The following is a 19820-nucleotide window of genomic DNA, read 5'->3' on the forward strand; positions in this document are numbered from 1 at the left end:
CATTCATGCGGTGTTAAACAATATTTTTTAGGTAAAAAAAATAATTTTTAGTAAAAATTACTGTTACTTTTTCTTGTGAGAACATATTAAATAAACAGATTCTTTTGGTGTCCTAAAAATAGAACAGCCTCTAAAACAGCACCGCCTAAGGCACGCGCTTTATCTGATATTGTGAAACAATCCACTTTCTCAACAGGTCGCGGATCAACATCTGCACATTTTAACCCTTTTTGACAGATTACCTGCTCTGAAATTAAGCCTCTTAAGACGCCATCCAGCGGCGAAAGAACCGGCGTTTCACCTACATAAAAGAGCGTCTCACCTTTTTTTACCGTTGCACCAATAGTCTTTTTATGTGTAACTTTTCCAGCAGTTGGAGAATGAATCACCCGTTCAGCGCTTTTACCGCCAATCTCTCCTGGAATTCCGGTGTTGGGAATTGCGGAGCCCTTAAAATATAACCGACCTAAGTAATGCCCACGCATTGTTTCTATCACCACATCCACGTCTTCCGGCGCAGAAAATCCGGGGCCTAATGCTATTGTAAGTGGCGCCATAGTTTTATTTGTACCGAGATTTTTCTTAGCTAAAATCGCATCAACGACCACCAGCGGCTCCAAAAGCTTAATTGCTTCTCCCTGAGGATCAATCAAAATAGGAATTTGGCCAGCTTGCCAGATTTTTTTGCACTCCGACACGGATGCTACTAGACAACCGATGACATCCTCCACCCGCTGGCTTCCCTCAAAGACTGCATTGCACAAGGCAACGGTTCGTCGAATCGCCAAGGGTTTTTCCGTTTCTAAAACAACAACGTTAAAGCCTGCGTGATACAGCTTTTGGATGACTCCTGTCGCTAAATCACCACCGCCGCGAACGACAATAATTGAATCGGTCATTGTTTGTTTTGTTTTTCCCATAGAACCACTCCTTTTTGTGACTGAATACTGCAGGCAATCACTTTTGATAGGCGTTTTAACAGCATCTGCGGCAGCAGCTTTACCACTGCTCTGGCTTGTTCCAGCTGTTGCGGCGTTTCAACCTGATTCATACATAAAATTCGGCGACCGCGACTTTTTTCAAACAAACCAGTCGGACTTGCAATAATTTCCGCTAAGGTCTGCTCATCAATTAAATGTCCCGCTTTTCGTTCAATCGCCCGTAAAAATAAATCTAAGCGATGGACAGTTTGCCGATCGGCTACTTCGCCAATCACGGAGATTGGAATTAAACCGATCGTCATAGTAGTTTGCGGCAAGACGACAGGTTCAAAGGTTTCCCAGCCCTTCAACGGCAATTGCTTGGAGCCATCTGCTTCCAGAAAAACCTTATCAAATTTTGAAAAAACCGCAGGAAAATCCGGCAGCTCCGGCATGCCCAGCTTTTGTCCCTCGTGGGTCACTGTTCCGGCTAAAGTGATGCCGCAGCCTTGCGTCCCTAACGCCGTAAAATGATCTGTGTAAAAATAGTCATAGCTTTTTTTTTGCGGGTAACCAATTTTGGTTGTGGTACTGACTAAAACCTTTTCGTTTTTGAAGCAATTCGCTAAATACCACATTAAACTCGTTTTGCCACCGCTGCCGATTAAAGAAACTACTTGCTGATTTGAAAAAGAAAAGCAATCGATTAAGGACTCCATAGCTGATACTTCCTTTCATTTCCAATATAAGTAATGGCAAAAATAGCTTCAACAGGTATTTCAGCTCTTGTTAAACAGGAGCGACTAGCTACCAAATACGCTTCGTTCACTTTCAAGCAAATACCGCAAAATTCACCAATTGTCTCTGGTAAGGCCATTACAGATATTGGGATCTTTGCCTCTGTCAGCTTATTTTCACTGTGAATGGCATAATGGGTGTTTTGAAACGTTAATAGGTAATCCATCTTCTCACCTCATCAAAGGGTAATCACTTTTTCAGCCTGCGCCATGGTTTCAACGATTTGATACATATTGGTAATCTCGCCTACAGCCAGCGTTTGCTTTAGATTATAAAAATCCAAGCAGGCACCACACGTACTGATCTTCGTTCCTTTTTCCATTAATTGTCGTAGATCCGCCAACGCATTGGATTCCTGATTGGTCAAAAAAGCACCACTGTTGAAAAAAAGCAGCTGTTGCGGCGGCGTATCCAACTCACAAAGGGAATTAAGATAACTTTTGAGTAAAATAGCCCCTAATTCTGGATCCCCTTCACCCATTGTCTTACGTCCGACAGCAATCACAAGTCCCTGCTCCTGAGCTTTTTGATCCACTAGCTTTTTTTCCGTAACAACCAACTGAACATTAAATTGATCCGAAGCCAGTTGTTCCGAGGTAGCTGTCAGATTCAAGCCCAAAGCCATTTTTTTAATATTTTCAACTGCGACGTCGTTATCGACTAAAACCTCAACCACACCACCGGTTTTTTCTAACGTCCGAATCGCTTTTTTAGCTTCAATCACCGGGATCGGACAAGGTTTTCCTATTGCATTGATCTTTATCATGAGTCTTCCTTCCTTCTTAAACAATCAGTATTGCTTGAGCTTCTCTATGACAAACTTCACCGATAATGGCTGCTGCCGGATCATCGACTTGAATGGCTGCCAAGCACTCAGCAGCTTTTTCCGGAGCCACACTAAGCAGCAAGCCACCGGAGGTTTGGGGATCAAACAACAGCTCCTGCATTGCCGGATCAACCGCTGACAGATCAATTTTGCCCTCCAGCGCTTGGCGATTTCTTTGACCAGCAGCTGTCGCTAGAAATTCTGCAGCATATTGATACGCATCTGGCAGCAGCGGCAGTTGATCAGCAGCCAAAACAATCGTGTGTTCATTACCTGCCATCTCGCTGGCATGAACAGCTAAACCAAATCCGGTAACATCAGTACAGGCATGCACAGGAAAGTGAACCATTTTTTCGGCTGCATATTTGTTTAAACGTTCCATTGAACGGATGGCAGCTGCTTCCGCTTCTGGTGAAGCCATTTTTCCACGTACAGCTGACTGGATCAACCCTACTCCTAATGCCTTGGTTAAAATTAGGACATCACCGGTTTTCGGCGTATCATTGCGAATAATCTTTTCTGGAGCAATTTTACCGGTGACGGCTAAGCCATATTTAGGTTCATGATCGTAAATTGAATGACCGCCTGCTAAAGTAGCTCCGGCTTCTTTTAATTTTTCTGAACCGCCGTAAAGGATTTCGGCTAGAAACTGCTTATTCATCTTTTGGGGAAAACAGACTAAATTCAATGCATAAAGCACCGACCCACCCATTGCATAGATGTCACTTAACGCATTGGCACAAGCAATTCGGCCGAAGGTTCTAGGATCCTCTACCATAGGTGAAAAAAAATCTACAGTTGAAATTAATGCGGTATCCTCCGAAATCTGATAGACGGCAGCATCATCAGCTGCATCATAGCCGACCAATAGCTGTTCATCCGTTGCTTGAGGCAGCTCCTGTAAAAAGGCTGCCAGTGCATCCGGTTCAATCTTGGCGCCGCAGCCACCGGAGGTACATTGAGATAAAAAGGTCATGTGTCTTCTCCTTTGCCTAAACTAATGTAGAACATATTTCCTGTAATGCTTGCAATGTATAATCCACTTCTTCCAACGTTGTAAACCAGCCAAAGCTAAAGCGCACTGCTCCTGTATCAAGTGTGTCGGCTGTCTGATGAGCCAAGGGCGCACAATGCAAGCCAGAACGAGTAATGATTTGATAGCGATCGGCCAAAAGCTGCGCCAATTCACCACAACCGATCTTGTCAGAAACGATCGACACAACCGGCACTGATTGTACTGCTTCCTGAGTTCCCAAAATCCGGACTGGCAAAAGCTTTAATCCCGCCAAAAAACGTTCAGTCAGCGTTCGTTCATGCTGCATAATTGTTGCTAAACCGATTGTTTCAATTTGTTCAATACTGGTTTTCAAGCTAAGAATCCCCAAGGTATTCATAGTGCCTGCTTCAAACTTATCCGGTAAACAGCTTGGCTGTTGTAAGGACTGTGACTGACTGCCCGTTCCGCCGGTCAACCAAGGAGCAATCATGGCTTCTAAACCAGTCGCCAAAGCAAAACCACCAATCCCTGTCAAGCCCATCAGGCTTTTGTGACCTGTAAAAGCCAAAATGTCTACTCCCAGATTCTGCATGTCAATCGGTAAAAAACCCGCTGTTTGTGCACTATCCAAAATCGTGATCAGGCCTTGCTGCTTTGCTTGCTGAAAGCACTCTTTAATCGGTAAAATCGTTCCCAGAACATTTGAGGCATGGGTTAAAATAAGGGCTTTTGTCTGTGGCTTTATAGCTGTCGGAATTTGTTCAGGATCAAGCCAGCCAGCCTTGTTGCATGTAAGATAAGTGACTTCAACACCTTGCTTTTCCAACAATGCTAAAGGTCGCGCCACCGCATTATGCTCTAGACTGGATGCTAATACATGATCGCCTGGCTTTAGTAAACCATTTAAAATCATATTCAACGACATAGTCGCATTTGCTGTAAAAATAACATGTGCAGGATCCGGTGCATGAAAAAAACGCGCAATCGTCTGCCGTGCTTCAAAAATCAGCTTTAACTGCGCCAGATCATGGGTTCCGCGATTTAGAGTTAAGTTATTGTTCGTTGTTAAATAATCAGTCAAAGCGACGATCGTAGTCGGAAATTTTTGGTTTGATGTCGCTGCATGATTTAAATAAACGGGCTTTTTCAACCTTTTCACCTGCTTTCCTTCGCTAAAAACACAAGCGCTGGTAATCTTCTACTGTATCAATATCGATTAAACATTCCTCTTGTTCAATCGGAATGGCTCGCCAAGCGTCGGGGTGTCTGTTTCGAACAGCTCTACCGCCGGCCGTTCCTTGAACACTCAACAGTTCAGAACGAAACTGCTTGCCAAAAAAAACGGGACTACTTGGACGACCTGACATTTTAACAGGAAAAACGATGGTTTCACAAGTGTAAGCGGGAAAAAGGGTTTTGATGGTCTCGGGACTCAACAAAGGCTGATCGACCGTCAAGTAAAGGTAGCCATCCCCGGAGGCTGCTTCTGTGCCCAAACGTACGCTGGCACTTTGACCCTGCTCTGCCTGATTATTTAAAACCACCTTGATCCTCTCCGGAACCACCAGTTCTTTGCTATTTTGCGGTGAAATTACCAGAATTGTTTCAAAAAAAGGCAGTTCTTCGGTCAATTGAATCACCCGCTCTAAAAAGGATTGTCCATCGTATTCAAGAAATAATTTGTTGGTCCCCATTCTTGATGAGCAACCAGAAGCCATAATAATCGCGCTAATTTTCAACATTGTCACCGCTCCTTTAGCCTCAAGATAATGAACACCAGCTAAATAAATTGAAGGGTCTGAGACATTGGTATGCCACAGACCCTTTTGCTTGCCTGCTTGTGAATAGTACACACCACAGTTACATTATTTATCTTTTCTTTTTCTGATAGAATGTATTTTCCATCGGCAGAGTTGGTCTTAACTCACCATCCAATGCATAATAAGCCGCAGCTAAGGCAGGAGCTGTTGGAATTGTCGCAAGTTCGCCGACACCCTTAATGCCATAAGCAAGACCGTCATGAATATTTTCTGCTTGAACCAAATGTGTTTCAATTGGCGGCACTTGAGTCGCATTTAATAAGCCTAGTGTAGCATATTTAGCCTTCACATAGCCTTGATCCATCAGGAATTTTTCGGTTAACGCATAGCCCATTCCCATGACGATTCCGCCTTCAATTTGACCCTCAGCCGCTCTTGGATTAACGACTTGACCAACATCATAAGCTGCGACAAATTTCTCGACTTTTCCTTTTTCATCAAGAATCGCGACTTCTGATGCATAGCCGTAACCGGCATGACTGACTGGATTTTGCTTATCATTAATCAGCGGATCAGTCACTGCAGAATATTCTCCATAAAACTCTTGACCTTCTAAATCAGCTAGCGGTCGTCCCATATCCAGTTCATAACGCAGCTTCATGGCCGCTCTTCTTGTTGCTTCTCCTGTGAATAACGACTGTCTAGAGGCTGTTGTTGTACCAGAATCCGGTGTTCGGCGTGTATCAGGCGCTTCCGCCACAATCATTTCAGGTGGTAAATCCAGTGTTTCACAGGCTACTTGCGTTGTCACCGTAGCCATCCCTTGACCGATACAAGCAGCACTCGTCCGTACATGCACTTTTCCATCTTCAACTGAAATAATACAGCGACCAACATCAGGTAAGCCGACACCAATTCCGCTATTTTTAAAGAAGCAGGAAATACCAGCTACATCCGCTTGTTCATAGGCATCTTTTACAGCCAACAAGGTTTCTTTCAAGGCAGCATTTTTAGAAACAATTTGCCCGTTTGGTAGAGCATCTCCCGGAGCTACAGCATTCTTATAACGAATCTCCCACTGGGAAAGCCCTACCTTTTCAGCTAAGAGATTTAAATTGCTTTCAATGGCAAAGGAGGTTTGACAAACACCAAACCCGCGAAAGGCCCCAGCCGGCGGATTATTCGTATAAACCGCAAAGCCTTCAACATCAATATGCTGATATTTATAAGGACCGGCAGCATGGGTACATGCCCGCTGCAGCACTGGTCCGCCCAGAGAAGCATACGCACCAGTATCGGCATAAATGACAGCCTTCATCGCTGTTAAGTTTCCTTCTTCATCACAGCCAGTTGTAAAGTCCATTTCCATTCCATGACGTTTGGGATGAATCATCAAGCTTTCTTGACGACTAAGTAAAACCTTGACTGGCTTTTGCAAACACCAAGCCGCCAATGAAGCATGGTGCTGAACACTCATATCTTCTTTGCCGCCAAAGCCGCCGCCGACCAATTTTGCCTGAACATGAACCTTGTCTTTTTCTACACCCAGCATGCGCGCAACTTCGCGTTGTTCATCGTAAATACTTTGACCGGCACTATAAAGAAGAATACCATCCTCACCTTCCGGCATTGCAATCGCGCATTCCGGTTCCATAAATGCATGCTCGTTAATTGGAACAGAATAATGCTGTGTCACCACATACTTTGAGGCGGCCAATTGTTCATCAGCATTGCCGCGAATTAAGTGTTCGTGAGATAAGATATTGCCTTTTTCGTGAATCAACGGGGCATCCTCCGCCAAAGCTTGTTCGCAGGTAACCATTGGCGTTAATTCTTCGTAAGCAACTTCAACTAATTCCTTAATTTCTTCCAAAGATTCTTTATTTTTAGCAACGACTAACGCAATTGCATCGCCGACATAACGGGTGATTCCGCCTTCTGGAATCATGACATCCCAATCAGAAATAAATTCCAAGTGTCCAATTTTATTATTCCCCGGTACATCCTTAGAAGTTAAAACGCTTTCACAATCTGGATGAGCGAGGGCCTTTTCAATGTTGATAGATAAAACCTTCGCACGCGGATAGGCACTTCTGACCGCTGAAGCATGCAACATGCCATCAACAGTGATATCATCAACATAAAGCCCAGTTCCCAGGGTCTTTTCAACTGCATCCACACGTTTGAAATCATCCCCCAGCTTGGCGCTTGATTTTTCTTCGGGAATCTCTAAATTTTCACGGAAGAATTTAGCGGCCAGCTGAATCGCTTCTATAATCTTGACATAGCCGGTGCATCGGCAAATATTGCCGCGAATGGCTTTGCGAACTTCTTCATCGCTGGGTTCTTCCTTTTTCATCAGTAAGCCATGAGCGGAAATAACGATTCCCGGAATACAGTAGCCGCACTGGACTGCACCTGCTTTAGCAAAAGCATATGCATAAACATCTTTTTGTCGCTGATCCAAGCCTTCAATGGTTAAAACTTCTTTGCCGTTCACTTTTTCCAAATTAAATAAGCACGCTTTGGAAACCCTTCCATTTATCAGCACCGAACAAGCGCCACACGAGCCTTGATTACAGCCGTCCTTGGTTCCGGTCAAGTGCAAATCTTCACGAAGGAAATCCATCAACTTCTTATTTGTGTCGCAGTGTTCCTCTTTGCCATTTACCACTAATGAATACATTATAAAATACACCCCTGACATTATTATATGATCGAGTTAATTATAACATATTTTTAGGCAATAAAAATATTTTTTAGGGCAAATTTTTAAAAAGTTCCTTTGGCTCTTTCTTCGTCATTTTCAAGGCATCCGTTTCTGATCAGCCACATTCCATAAAAGCCAGCCATATGTGATTTTTTCTGTACTTGTCCAGTGACCCGTCGGAAACTGTTCCGCTAAATAATTAGAGACCTGTATCGTTTGTTCTGGCCGACAATTTTTTCCAAAAAGAGCTTGGGCGTATTCATTCACCGTTTCTTCTGTCAGGAATTGCTCTTTTTGTCTGGTTTGATGATGATAATAGGTTTCGGGTAAAAAACCTCTTAAAAGCAGCAGATTAAACAGCGCATAAAAATATTGAGTGTCAGACTTTTTCGCTAATTTGTCCTGAAAGTGATTTGTTAGTGTTTCTAGTAATGAATCTTGTTTGGATAAGATACAGCTGGTAAAACAATAGCTTTTACTGGCCGCCATTAATTTTTCCAGCAAGCCGGGCATTCGTATGGCCGGGGTCATCGAGCAAAACACCAGATCGTATCTCTTTTTCCAGCCAAGCTGAGCAAGATCCGCCGTACGAAAATCGCATAATGTAAACGTCACATTTGAACAACTACGTGCTTCACAATATTGTCGACCGAAAGACAGCATAGCTTCAGAAAAGTCTGCGGCAGTAACGGAGTGAGCCGTTTGCGCAAACTTAAAAGCGAACTGGGCTGGCCCACAGCCCAAGTCCAGACATTCCGTCTTTTCATTTAATACGCCCCGTTGCTGCAGATAATTGGTAGTTGCTGTAACCCGCTCCTGCATTAATTGAAAGCTTTGATCCTGCTTTTGAATAATGTCTGCCCACTCCGGCGCTTTTTCATTCCAAAACTGTTTTTCGTGAACAATGCTTGCTGCGCTGTGTTTTTCCCATAAAGATAAGTAGTGATCGTACTCTTTTTGATTGTTCATCAACACTAGCTCCTTTATTTATTTGCGCGAGCCTCGATTAATTTACCGACAATACTGATGGCAATTTCTGCCGGTGTTTCTGTAGGAATCGGCAAGCCAATCGGCATATCCACCGAAGCGATCTCAGTAGCAGAAAAACCTTGTTCCATCAGCTTTTTCTTATGCAACGTAACCTTGTGCTCACTGCCGACTACGCCAAGGTAATAATGCGGCGCTCGAATCAGCTGTTCCTCCAACGCATAATCAAAGGAATGTCCACGAGTCACCACAATCCCGTAGTCGTTTTCAGTGAAAGGGATGGTTTTAGTCACCTCATGAAAATCAGTGAGAATCAACTCATCTGCTAAAGGAAAGAGCTCTTTGGTCAAAAACTCCTGACGATCTTCAACAACCACACAATAAAAATCTACTGACTTTAGAATCGGTACCAAAGCTTGACCAACATGACCACCGCCAAAGACATAGACCTTACCTGGCGTTAGAATCGGTTCGATATAATAATGCATTTGATCCTTTTGATATTTTTGAATTTGGTTGGTAAATAAGGTTTCCGGCAGCTCTTCGCTTAAGCCAATCAAGCCTTCTTGACTATAGAAGCCGAGGCTGCTGTTGTGCTCTTCATCGTAGGTACAGATTAGCCAGCCAGCTTGATTTTTTTTAAAGCAGGTCATTGCCGCCTGATTGATTTGCTCCAAAAGTGGCGCCGATTTCCCTGAAATAAATTGAAATAAAATTTCTGTATTGCCGCCGCAGATCATGCCGATATCATCTGTTTTATTTGGTGCTAATATGAATTTTTTTAGTACCGGCTGATGATGCTCCAAAACCTTTGCGGCTAGCTGTTCTGACTGAAACTCTACAGCGCCACCGCCAATTGTTCCGCAGATACGACCTTCCTTACCTATCAACATATGTGCGCCTTCCGCTCGCGGTGTAGATCCTGAACTGGTGACAACTGTTACTAAAACGGTATCCTTATTTTGATCGAAAGCAGCTTTTAACGCTTGAAAAAATTCCTTCATTTTTCTCCTCCATTTTTTCCTGTGACGTTCTGTGTTCAACTTGCCCTAGTCGGCATTCTGCAAAATCTGGTTGATTTGTTCATCCGTTACAGACGAATGATAAAACAGTTGGTAAAACTCTTTTATTTCATCTGCGATTTTCAACTTATACTGTTCTGGATATAGTAGCTCTCCCAACCATTGAATTCCTATAAAGCGATTCACTGACGGCGGAAAGCCCATAAAATTGTAAGGCTCAGTCGGCACTTGATATACGTGTCCTTTTTTAACGGCCGTCAACTCTTGCCAAGAGGAATCAGTAGTAATTAGCTGATAAACATCAGCGGAATCTGCTAAAATATAATCCGGCTGCCATTGAATTAATTGTTCAAGAGAAACAACTGTTCCACCGCCTTGCGAGGCTGCTTCCATACCAGTTACAGCATTTTTGGCACCTACTTCGTCAATGACCTGTGCATGAAAAGAACCTTCACTATTGGTATTCAGTCCTGCTTTTCCTGATGCATAATAGACGGATTTTTGATCTGCTTCTTTGATTGCGCTACGAGCTTTTTGGGCTTGATCAATGACTTTTTGACAATAATCGGCCAGTTGCTCTGTTTCTGTTTTATTTCCCAACAGATCTCCCAACATAGTATAAGCTTCAGGCATATTTTCTAAATTGGCCTCAATAAAAACTGTGGGAATCTCCATTTGTTCCTGTAGTTTGTCCATGTCTTCCTTAACAGTCTTTTTTGCTTCACCAATATCAATAATCACATCCGGCTGCGCAGCGCTCAAAGCTTCCATATTTAACGACGCATTTTTCCCATAAAATTGACCAAATTCAGGTAACTTTTGATATTTTTCCGGGATATATTCTTTAGCACTTTCACTAAACGGACCCGCTAACCCAACTAATTGATCCGGCGAGCTTGTATATAAGACCATTTGTGCCAGGGAACCGGACGGAGCAATTTTGGTAATCGTCTTTGGAACCTGTACTTTACGTCCGGCAGAATCAACAAAGGTACGAGTTGCTGTTTGTCCTTTTTCAGTACTTTGCTGTACTTCAGAACGATCGGTAGAATGATTCGCAGTATTTTTGTTTGTAGCAGAACAGCCGGCTGTTGCCAGCAATAGTATACTTAAAGCTCCTAACCAAATTTGTCTTTTTTTCATTTCTCATCCTTCTTTCCTTAAACATGCGATTTAGCTCTCCATTGTTTTATTTTTAGGAACACAAACCAGTTGCCTACTGGCAGCCAACACGCCCACCTCAATCGGTACCTGATACATTTCAGCCAAGACTTCACTGGTTAAAATAGTAGCGGGTGTACCGCTCAAAGTAAGCTTTCCTTCTTGTAAAATCAACACATGATCACCATACTGCAAGGCATGATTTGGGTCATGCGTCGCTTGAATGATCAAAAAGCCTTCCTGAGTTAATTTTTTAATCATTTCAAGCACAATAATCTGGTTCCCATAATCTAAATTCGCACAGGGTTCATCCATAATAATAATTTTGCTTTGCTGAGCCACTGAACGGGCTATGATGACCAGTTGCTGTTCACCACCGCTGATCTCAGAAAATAACTCCTCTTTTAAATAGCGAATATCCAGAAGATCTAATGCCGCTTCAGCCAGCTCATATTCCTTTTTTCCCGGCTGTTGATAGCTTTTAAGCCGAGCCGTTGTACCCATTAAAATCATTTCAAATACCGTAAAGTGAAAGACGCCTTTTTGCTTTTGAGGAATATACGCGATTTGCTGCGCTAGTTCTTGCTTGGAATAGGTGGTAAGTAATCGTTCATTAAGATAAATTTCACCAGAACGCAGAGGCAATAATCCCAACAAGCTTTTAAACAGCGTACTTTTCCCTACACCGTTTTTGCCTAAAAGACAAACCGACTGTCCGGCAAACAGCTCAAAGGAAACATCGTTGAGAATCGTTCTTTTTTTATAGGCAATATCTGCTTGCATTACTTTTAACATCCTGCTGCCTCCTGTTTTTTATTCCGTCCGACTATTTTTGGCAATCAAAAAGATAAAAATCGGTGCACCGATAAATGAAGTTAAAATCCCAATTGGAATTTCACTCGTCGTCATTAGTCGGGCAAAGTCATCTACCACCAACAAAAACGTACTTCCTAAAATAGCCGTTAACGGCAGACTGTAGCGATTATCTGTTCCAACTAGCAATCGCGCAAAATGAGGTACAATCAGACCCACCCAGCCGATTAAACCACTGACTGATACGGCTGCTGCCGTTATTAGAGTGGCCGCAATAATTAAAATAATTCTCAGCCGGCGACTGTTCACGCCTAAACTGGCTGCCTCTTCTTCACCTAAAGAAATAACATTCAAACGCCAGCGCAAAACAAGAATAGGAATCATACCGATTAGGATTAACGGCGCTGCAAAGAGAACATTTTGTTCTTTGATTCCCGACAGACTTCCCATCAGCCAATAAGTAATGGCCGGCAATGTATTGGTCGGGTCGCCAACTAATTTCAAAAAAGAAACAGCTGCAGAAAACAGTGAACCGATCATCATCCCAATTAAGATCAAATTCAACACAGAACGTGAACCTAAAAAATGATTGAACAACAAAACCGCACCAACTGCCAACAACCCAAAGCCAAAAGATAACCCAATCACGTGTTCGTAGGCCATTGAAAAAAACAAGCCGATCGCGGCTCCGAACGCCGCACCTTGAGAAGCACCTAAAATATCCTGTGAGATCATAGGGTTTTGAAAAAGCGCCTGATAGGCCGCTCCGGCTACAGAAATCCCAGCGCCAATCACCACGGCCATAATAATTCTAGGAAAACGAATCTTGAACAAAATAGTCTCTACCTGACTATTCGTATTTTCCGCAATTGGCATCACTTTATTCAACATAGCTTGCCAAAATTCAGTAAATGGAATAGGAAATTTACCTAAGAAAAAGGAAACAGCCATGACAAGAAAAAATACACACAGGCTCCCTATAATAATAAGTCGTTTCCGTGTGATGCGTTCATTGCTTTTCATTGGCTTCACTCCTATGCTTCCTCTTTTTGTTCTTCCTGCTCCTACGATAAAAAATCTTCGCCGAAAATCTCTTCAAAATACTGATTGGTCGCCTGATACGTTTTCTTTTGAAAGAGAAGAAATTTAGTAATCATCCGTTCTCCGTCGCTGGTCACTTTAGAACCGCCGCCGTTACTGCCGCCGACATTGCGAATAATTAAAGGGTAGCCCAGTTCTTTTTCAGCATAATGAATGATTCGCCACGCTTTGTTATAAGACATTTTCATTTCTTTAGCTGCGGTATTCAATGAGCCTGTCCGTTTGATTCGTTGTAACAGCTCGACTACACCCGGTCCAAAAAAAGGCTTGGTTTTTCGTAATTTTAAATTTAAAGTATAATCAACGACAAGTTTATCACTCACTCGATTCCCTCCTTTAAAAAGAACCTTTTAATCCGCTTCGTTGTTCCTAGAATAGATAACGATGGTAAAAAAATTATTGCTTTAAAAAAGCCTGTAATTGTTCTTCGATCATAGAATAATTGTCTTTTGTTAATTCCAGAATTTGTCCATCTTCTTCCAGTCGTGCTCTTAGCAAAGCTCTTTGCTTTTCTATGGTTAATCCTCTAGCCATATGTGCCTTTTGATAACGATAATTTTTTTCAGATTTAAACACGCCGACAATTTTTATCGGTCGTTTTAACGTTTGTAGCAGCTCTTGTGTGAATATTGGGACCAATAGCTCAATTCCGCCGATTTCATCTAAAAGCAGCAAATCACAGGCTGCTGTCTGGGCTGCTTTTAACAACGTACAGCCGTAATTTTCAAAGACCGCTAAGTTTCTGCTGCGTTTTCCGTCTATTTCTTTAATAAACCATTGATCCATTTCCACAAGAGACCGATCTCCCTGCAGCTCACATGCCGATCGAAGCTCAAAGCCTTTAACCGTTCCTTCACTAATGTTTCGTTTCACGTAAAAACCGCTGACTGTCAATCCGGCATCGCGAATACATTGTTGCAACAACGTTGATTTGCCGCCGAAGCGATCTCCTTCAAGAAAAAAATGAGTCATTTTTTAAGCTCCTTTTTGACTAAAGTAATGAGCAAAATCAAGACAGAAGCAGTAATTTCAACGAATGAAACTTCTGTCTTGATCTGCTGTCTCACCTTCAAAGCTTCAACAGCTTATTCTAACGCCACTTGCTTTTCCTCTTTTAAAACAACATTTAAAATCACAGCCACAATCGTGGTTAGAATCACTTCAGAATTACCAAAAATAGTGGTAACCCATGAAGGAAAACCGCTTAAACTTCCTGTAGAAAGCGTAACGCCAATCCCAAAAGCCAAGGCAATACCGACCACGCCAGTATTTCTAGGTGTTAACTTTTGCGAAGAAATCATGCGAATCCCCGTCATCGAAATAGAAGCAAATACTGAAATCGTCGCTCCGCCAATGACTGCATATGGTATAGTCGTCAAAATAGAAGCAACCTTAGGCACAAAGCCTGCGACTAATAAAATTGCTGATGCAAACACCATCACGTACTTATTAATCACTCGAGTCACAGTGACCAAACCCACGTTTTGACCAAAAGTTGCCACTGGTACTGAACCAAAGAAGCTACCGATCATGTTCGAGAAACCGCTTCCTAAAATCCCTCCAGAAAGCTCTTCATCCGTCGGCTCGCGATCCATTGCGCCAACTGTAGTTGCAGTAAATTGACCGATCGCCTGTACCGCATCAACAACAAACATGACCATTAACGTTAAAATAGGCACAATCTGAAAATCCAAGCCAAAGTAAAACGGCTTGATAACCTGAAACACAGAAGCTTCCTTCACCGCAGTAAAGTCAACCATCCCTAATAACAATGAAACAATATAACCGATAACCATCCCATTTAAGATAGAAGATAGTTTTAAAAAGCCTTTAGAGAAATAATTAAAATAAAAAACGACTGCGAATGTTAGTAAAGCAACCAGCCAATTTTTGGCGGAACCAAAATCAGAGTTGCCGGCACCGCCAGCCATATACTTAATCGCTACCGGGAACAACGACAAGCCAATACTTAAGATAACTGTACCAGTAACCAGCGGTGGAAACAAGACTCTAATTTTTTTTATAAATAAACCGACTAAAATAACTAAGAAACTTCCAACCAGTTGGGCACCAAAAATAGCAGCAATACCAAAATCACCGCCGATCGCAATTAAAATCGGTACATATGCAAAACTGGCGCCCATCATTACCGGCAGTCTTGAACCAACTTTGCCAAAAATTGGAAAGAGCTGGATCATCGTTGCGACGGCCGAAAAAATCAATGACGTTTGAATCATAATCGTGGTATCACCAGAGCTAAGATTACAAACTTTCGCAATCATTATACCGGGTGTCACGATTCCTACGACAGCTGCGACTACGTGCTGCAAGCCCATCGGGACAGCTTCTTTGATGGACAGCTTCGCATCGTAGTCAAACAATGCTTTTTCTTCTTTTTCACTCATAAGCTAGTTTCCTTCTTTCTCTTTTAAAAAGGACTGCACTTACCCGAGTATTCTATTTCGCAACCCTTTTTTTGGACCATCATTGCCAGTATTAATTCTTGACTGCGATTGCTTCAACTTCAAAAAGACCATCTTTCGGTAATTTAGCGACCTCCACACAGGAACGTGCCGGTAACGTTTTTGAAAAGTATTTTCCATAAATTTCATTAATTTTTCCGAAATCAGACATATTTTGTAAAAAGACAGTGGTTTTAACGACATGATCATATGTCATCCCTGTTTCTTTTAAGATTGCTCCTAAGTTGATCAATGCTTGTTCTGCTTGTTGCTCAACCGTTTCTTTCATTTCGCCGGACACTGGATCTAATCCCAGCTGTCCTGAAATATATTGTGTTTGTCCAGCTAACACAGAATGTGAATATGGACCTACTGCTGCTGGTGCATTTTTAGAATTAACCATTTGATTAGTCATTCTGCTTCACTCCTATTCCTGCTTTTATTGTTCTATGATTGTTCCCGTTTTTCCAACAATACCGTCTTTCGCTTTTTCAAGCAACGTGATTAACGTTTTGCGGCCTGGTTTTGATTCCGCAAATTGAATGGCAGCTTGTACTTTCGGCAGCATTGAACCGGGAGCAAATTGGCCTTCTTCCGCGTATTGCTTCATTTCAGCCGTTGTTACGTTCGTTAATTCTTTTTGCGAAGGTTTACCGAAATCAATGCAAACTTTTTCAACTGCAGTCAAAATAATTAGTAAATCGGCATCCACCATTTCTGCCAATAATTCACTACAGAAATCTTTATCAATCACTGCTGGAATACCGCTAAGATGGTTGTCTTCTTTCACAACGGGAATCCCACCGCCGCCGCAAGCAATAACTGTCTGACCTGCATTAACCAAAGAAGTAATTGTTTCAATTTCAATGATTTCTTTTGGCTTCGGAGAAGCGACGACTTGACGATAACCTCTACCTGAATCCTCTACTACAGTAACTTGTTTTTCTTTTACTAGCTGATCGGCTTCTTCTTTACTCATAAAGCGACCAATCGGTTTTGCTGGATTATCAAAAGCCGGATCTTTTGGATCAACAGCCACTTGAGTAATAACAGTGCCTACCGGTTGATTTAGCTTACGGCTTAGTAATTCTTCACGTAATGCATTTTGTAAATCATAACCAATATAGCTTTGACTCATTGCAACACAAACAGATAACGGTACTGTTGGATATTTATCCGGTGCGCTTAAAGAAAGTTCTTCCATTGCTAATTGAATCATTCCGACTTGCGGACCGTTTCCATGAGACAAAATAACTTCATATCCTGCTTCAATTAAATCTGCGATTGCCATTGACGTTTCTTTGACAGCAGTCATTTGTTCTGTTAAATTTCCGCCCAACGCATTTCCACCAAGAGCGACTACTACTCGTTTTACCATATAGTTATTCACCTCATCTAGACTTAAAATCATTTTATTAATAAGCAAGATACTTTTTCTTCAATAAATCATCAATGACTGCCAAGGAAAAACGAAATCGTGCATGAAGTTGGGAGAGCCTGTAAGCGGCAGGCTCAGTTGATTTCGGTTTTCTTTGGCATTAGTATATTAATGGACTTGGAAAGGTCTTATTATTACTTCAAAAGAGAACAACTTGTTTATACTTCTTATCACTGAAAGAAAAAGTATCTCACTTCATGCCAAACTTTGAGAACTGCTTATTTTACGTGTCTTGGTGCTGCTTTTTGTTCAAGATCTTTTAAAGTAGCCTGTGGGCTTTTCACTTTGCTTAAGAAGATCATTGCAGCAATAATATATGGTTTGTAGCTCGCTTCTTTATAAAGCTCTACGCGGTAGCGGTCAAAGACAGATGCTGCCACTTCGCCTTCTTCACAGCTTACGCCAGTGATGTCGGCTGGTAAGCAGTGCATGTACAATGCTTTACCGTCTTTGGTTGTTTTCATTAATTCTTCTGTACATTCCCAATCTTTATGTTTCGTATTTTGGGCAAGTAATTCTTTTTCAAGTGCGTCAATACCGGCTTGGTCGCCTTCACCGTATAATTGCGTACGTTTTTCCATCGCTGCAAATGGTGCCCAGCTCTTCGGATAAACAACATCTGCATCTTTAAAGGCTTCTGCCATACTATTTGTTTTCGTAAATGAGCCGCCTGCTTCAGCAGCGTTTTTCTTCGCTACTTCTTCAACTTCCGGCATAATTTCATAACCTTCCGGATGAGCTAAGACGACATCCATGCCCAAACGAGTCATTAAGCCAACGATTCCTTGCGGTACAGATAACGGTTTGCCGTAAGATGGCGAATACGCCCAAGTCATCGCTACTTTTTTCCCTTTAAGATTTTCAACGCCACCGAATTCGTGGATCAAATGCAGTGCATCTGCCATCGCTTGTGTTGGGTGATCGATGTCACATTGTAGGTTAACCAAGGTTGGACGTTGTTCTAAAACGCCGTCTTTATGTCCTTCTTGCACAGATTCTGAAACTTCGTGCATGTAGGCATTTCCTTTGCCGATATACATATCATCACGAATACCGATGATATCTGCCATGAAGGAAATCATGTTGGCTGTTTCACGAACTGTTTCTCCGTGAGATATTTGACTTTTTCCTTCGTCTAAATCCTGTACTTCAAGGCCTAACAGGTTACAAGCAGAGGCAAAGCTAAAGCGTGTTCTTGTTGAATTATCGCGGAATAAAGAAATGCCTAAGCCACTGTCAAAGATTTTTGTTGAAATATTATTTTCACGTAAATAACGCAATGCATCAGCTACTGTAAAGACGGCTTCCAATTCATCACGCGTTTTTTCCCAAGTTAAGAAAAAGTCGTTTTCATACATTTTGTCAAATTCTAATTTGTCCAATTTTTCAATATACTCTTTAAACGTTTCCATGTCATTTCTCCCTTATATGTGTTTTAGCGAAGCGGTTGCCCTAATGTCCTTTACCCAGTAGGACAACCGTTCGTTTTGCCTATTTTTTATGAATTAATTATTTTCGCAGTACACGCTTGGCAATGCTGCATATACAGCGGCACAGCGAACTAAATCGTCTTTCCAAGTTTTTTCGTTTGGCGCATGCGCTTGTGCTTCTGCCCCAGGTCCAAAACCAATACAAGGAATACCGTTACGTCCCATGATTGACACCCCGTTTGTTGAGAAGGTCCATTTGTCTAACAATGGACGAGCTTTACGCATTTCGATCGTTTCTGCAGAGCCTTCACGTTCTTCACCGTAAAGATTTCTGTGCGTTTCCATTAATGCTTTTGTCACATCGTGTTCTTCTGGAATAACCCAAGTTGGGAAGTAGCATTCGATTGGATAAGTTAAGCCAGTGTATGACGGACGATCATAGTTGTACATTGAAACAACCACGTCATCACCATATTTTTTCACAGCTGGTAATTGGCGAATTTCTTCTAAACAGCTTTCCCAAGTTTCGCCAGCTGTCATCCGACGGTCTAGAGAAACCGTACAGCCATCTGCTACTGCACAACGACTTGGAGATGAGTGGAAAATTTGAGAAGCCGTTACCGTACCGCGGCCTAAGAAGCGTGCTTCTTTCCATTCTGGGTTGTATTTTGGATCAAGCATGCGTACAAGTCCTTTAATGGCCGTACTTTCAGTATCTCCGTTGTTGTTTAATGCACGTACATCCTGTAAAATGTCCGCCATTTTGTAAATAGCATTGTCCCCACGTTCCGGTGCAGAGCCGTGACAAGAAACACCTTTCACTTCAACTTTGATTTCCATCCGTCCACGTTGACCACGATAAATCCCGCCATCTGTCGGTTCAGTAGAAACGACAAATTCAGGACGAATCTTATCTTCTTGAATAATATATTGCCAGCATAAACCGTCACAATCTTCTTCTTGAACCGTAACTGTTACTAAAGCTGTATATTTTTCAGAAAGTAAACCTAAGTCTTTCATGATTTTTGCGCCGTAAATTGCTGAAACAATTCCGCCTTCTTGGTCAGAAGTTCCGCGGCCGCCGATTTCTGAATCTGTTTCATAGCCATCATACGGATCGAATTTCCAGTTGCTCATTTCGCCGATACCAACTGTATCCATATGGCCGTCAAAGGCGATTAATTTTTTACCAGTTCCCATATAACCCAGCAAGTTTCCTTGCGGATCAACTTCGATTTTATCAAAGCCTAATTTTTCCATTTCAGCTTTTGCACGATCCATTTTTGCGCCTTCTTCAGCACTTTCCCCAGGAATTTTGACTAAGTCGCGCAAGAACTTGACCATGTCTTCTCTGTAACCTTCTGCTGCTGTGTTAATTGCTTTAAAATCCATTTA

At 42.2% G+C, this 19820-nt stretch carries 20 protein-coding genes; all 20 read right to left on the bottom strand.

Translation table 11 applies throughout. The annotated features are described in order from the left end of the window. Nucleotides 1-86 precede the first annotated feature (86 nt). The 20 genes from yqeB to ABH902_RS09795 all read right to left on the bottom strand — a co-directional run bounded on the left by yqeB (nt 87) and on the right by ABH902_RS09795 (nt 19817). On the bottom strand, nt 87-920 hold the full coding sequence (gene yqeB, locus ABH902_RS09700) for a selenium-dependent molybdenum cofactor biosynthesis protein YqeB (RefSeq protein ID WP_404590519.1): 834 nt from the start codon (nt 918-920) through the stop codon (nt 87-89). Then, nucleotides 896-1639 (bottom strand): selenium cofactor biosynthesis protein YqeC, encoded by a 744-nt coding sequence (yqeC, locus tag ABH902_RS09705; protein WP_404590520.1) that lies wholly within the window; start codon nt 1637-1639, stop codon nt 896-898. The genes yqeB and yqeC overlap by 25 nt, the downstream gene beginning before the upstream one ends. After that, nucleotides 1627-1884, bottom strand: coding sequence for a putative Se/S carrier-like protein (locus ABH902_RS09710; protein ID WP_404590521.1), 258 nt, complete (start codon nt 1882-1884; stop codon nt 1627-1629). The genes yqeC and ABH902_RS09710 overlap by 13 nt, the downstream gene beginning before the upstream one ends. Nucleotides 1885-1896: 12 nt before the next feature. Beyond that, a complete protein-coding gene (gene yedF, locus ABH902_RS09715; RefSeq protein ID WP_404590522.1) occupies nt 1897-2484 on the bottom strand; it encodes a sulfurtransferase-like selenium metabolism protein YedF in 588 nt (195 codons plus the stop codon). 16 nt (nt 2485-2500) lie between these two features. Further along, nucleotides 2501-3520: a selenide, water dikinase SelD gene (gene selD / locus ABH902_RS09720; RefSeq protein ID WP_404590523.1), complete on the bottom strand. Its 1020-nt coding sequence runs from the start codon at nt 3518-3520 to the stop codon at nt 2501-2503. 16 nt (nt 3521-3536) lie between these two features. After that, entirely contained in the window at nt 3537-4691 is a 1155-nt protein-coding gene (gene sclA, locus ABH902_RS09725; RefSeq protein ID WP_404590590.1) for a selenocysteine lyase SclA, read from the bottom strand. 22 nt (nt 4692-4713) lie between these two features. Further along, the gene (locus tag ABH902_RS09730) at nt 4714-5283 is read right to left on the bottom strand and encodes an NTP transferase domain-containing protein (protein ID WP_404590524.1); all 570 of its coding nucleotides are present in this window, start codon (nt 5281-5283) and stop codon (nt 4714-4716) included. A gap of 127 nt (nt 5284-5410) precedes the next feature. After that, nucleotides 5411-7987 (bottom strand): selenium-dependent xanthine dehydrogenase, encoded by a 2577-nt coding sequence (gene xdh / locus ABH902_RS09735; protein ID WP_404590525.1) that lies wholly within the window; start codon nt 7985-7987, stop codon nt 5411-5413. A gap of 120 nt (nt 7988-8107) precedes the next feature. Further along, nucleotides 8108-8980 (bottom strand): class I SAM-dependent methyltransferase, encoded by an 873-nt coding sequence (locus ABH902_RS09740; protein ID WP_404590526.1) that lies wholly within the window; start codon nt 8978-8980, stop codon nt 8108-8110. 14 nt (nt 8981-8994) lie between these two features. Beyond that, the gene (locus ABH902_RS09745; RefSeq protein WP_404590527.1) at nt 8995-10002 is read right to left on the bottom strand and encodes an XdhC family protein; all 1008 of its coding nucleotides are present in this window, start codon (nt 10000-10002) and stop codon (nt 8995-8997) included. Between the two features lie 45 nt (nt 10003-10047). Next, on the bottom strand, nt 10048-11163 hold the full coding sequence (locus tag ABH902_RS09750) for an ABC transporter substrate-binding protein (protein WP_404590528.1): 1116 nt from the start codon (nt 11161-11163) through the stop codon (nt 10048-10050). Nucleotides 11164-11193: 30 nt separating this feature from the next. Continuing rightward, on the bottom strand, nt 11194-11976 hold the full coding sequence (locus ABH902_RS09755) for an ABC transporter ATP-binding protein (RefSeq protein ID WP_404590529.1): 783 nt from the start codon (nt 11974-11976) through the stop codon (nt 11194-11196). Nucleotides 11977-11994: 18 nt separating this feature from the next. After that, complete coding sequence (locus ABH902_RS09760) at nt 11995-13017, bottom strand: FecCD family ABC transporter permease (RefSeq protein WP_404590530.1); 1023 nt, start codon at nt 13015-13017, stop codon at nt 11995-11997. Between the two features lie 41 nt (nt 13018-13058). After that, the gene (locus ABH902_RS09765) at nt 13059-13418 is read right to left on the bottom strand and encodes a winged helix-turn-helix domain-containing protein (protein WP_404590531.1); all 360 of its coding nucleotides are present in this window, start codon (nt 13416-13418) and stop codon (nt 13059-13061) included. 73 nt (nt 13419-13491) lie between these two features. Next, nucleotides 13492-14067, bottom strand: coding sequence for a nucleoside-triphosphatase (locus ABH902_RS09770; RefSeq protein ID WP_404590532.1), 576 nt, complete (start codon nt 14065-14067; stop codon nt 13492-13494). Between the two features lie 113 nt (nt 14068-14180). Further along, on the bottom strand, nt 14181-15500 hold the full coding sequence (locus ABH902_RS09775) for a nucleobase:cation symporter-2 family protein (RefSeq protein WP_404590533.1): 1320 nt from the start codon (nt 15498-15500) through the stop codon (nt 14181-14183). Between the two features lie 91 nt (nt 15501-15591). Beyond that, nucleotides 15592-15972, bottom strand: coding sequence for a RidA family protein (locus ABH902_RS09780; RefSeq protein WP_404590534.1), 381 nt, complete (start codon nt 15970-15972; stop codon nt 15592-15594). Nucleotides 15973-15996: 24 nt separating this feature from the next. After that, nucleotides 15997-16935 (bottom strand): carbamate kinase, encoded by a 939-nt coding sequence (gene arcC, locus ABH902_RS09785; RefSeq protein ID WP_404590535.1) that lies wholly within the window; start codon nt 16933-16935, stop codon nt 15997-15999. A gap of 278 nt (nt 16936-17213) precedes the next feature. Continuing rightward, nucleotides 17214-18407 carry a knotted carbamoyltransferase YgeW gene (ygeW, locus tag ABH902_RS09790; protein WP_404590536.1) on the bottom strand — a complete coding sequence of 398 codons (1194 nt, stop codon included), beginning with the start codon at nt 18405-18407 and terminating at the stop codon, nt 17214-17216. A 93-nt stretch (nt 18408-18500) separates the two neighbouring features. Further along, nucleotides 18501-19817, bottom strand: coding sequence for a YgeY family selenium metabolism-linked hydrolase (locus ABH902_RS09795; protein ID WP_404590537.1), 1317 nt, complete (start codon nt 19815-19817; stop codon nt 18501-18503). Nucleotides 19818-19820 lie beyond the last annotated feature (3 nt).

Source organism: Enterococcus sp. UD-01, assembly GCF_044909655.1.
Lineage (GTDB): Bacteria > Bacillota > Bacilli > Lactobacillales > Enterococcaceae > Enterococcus_L.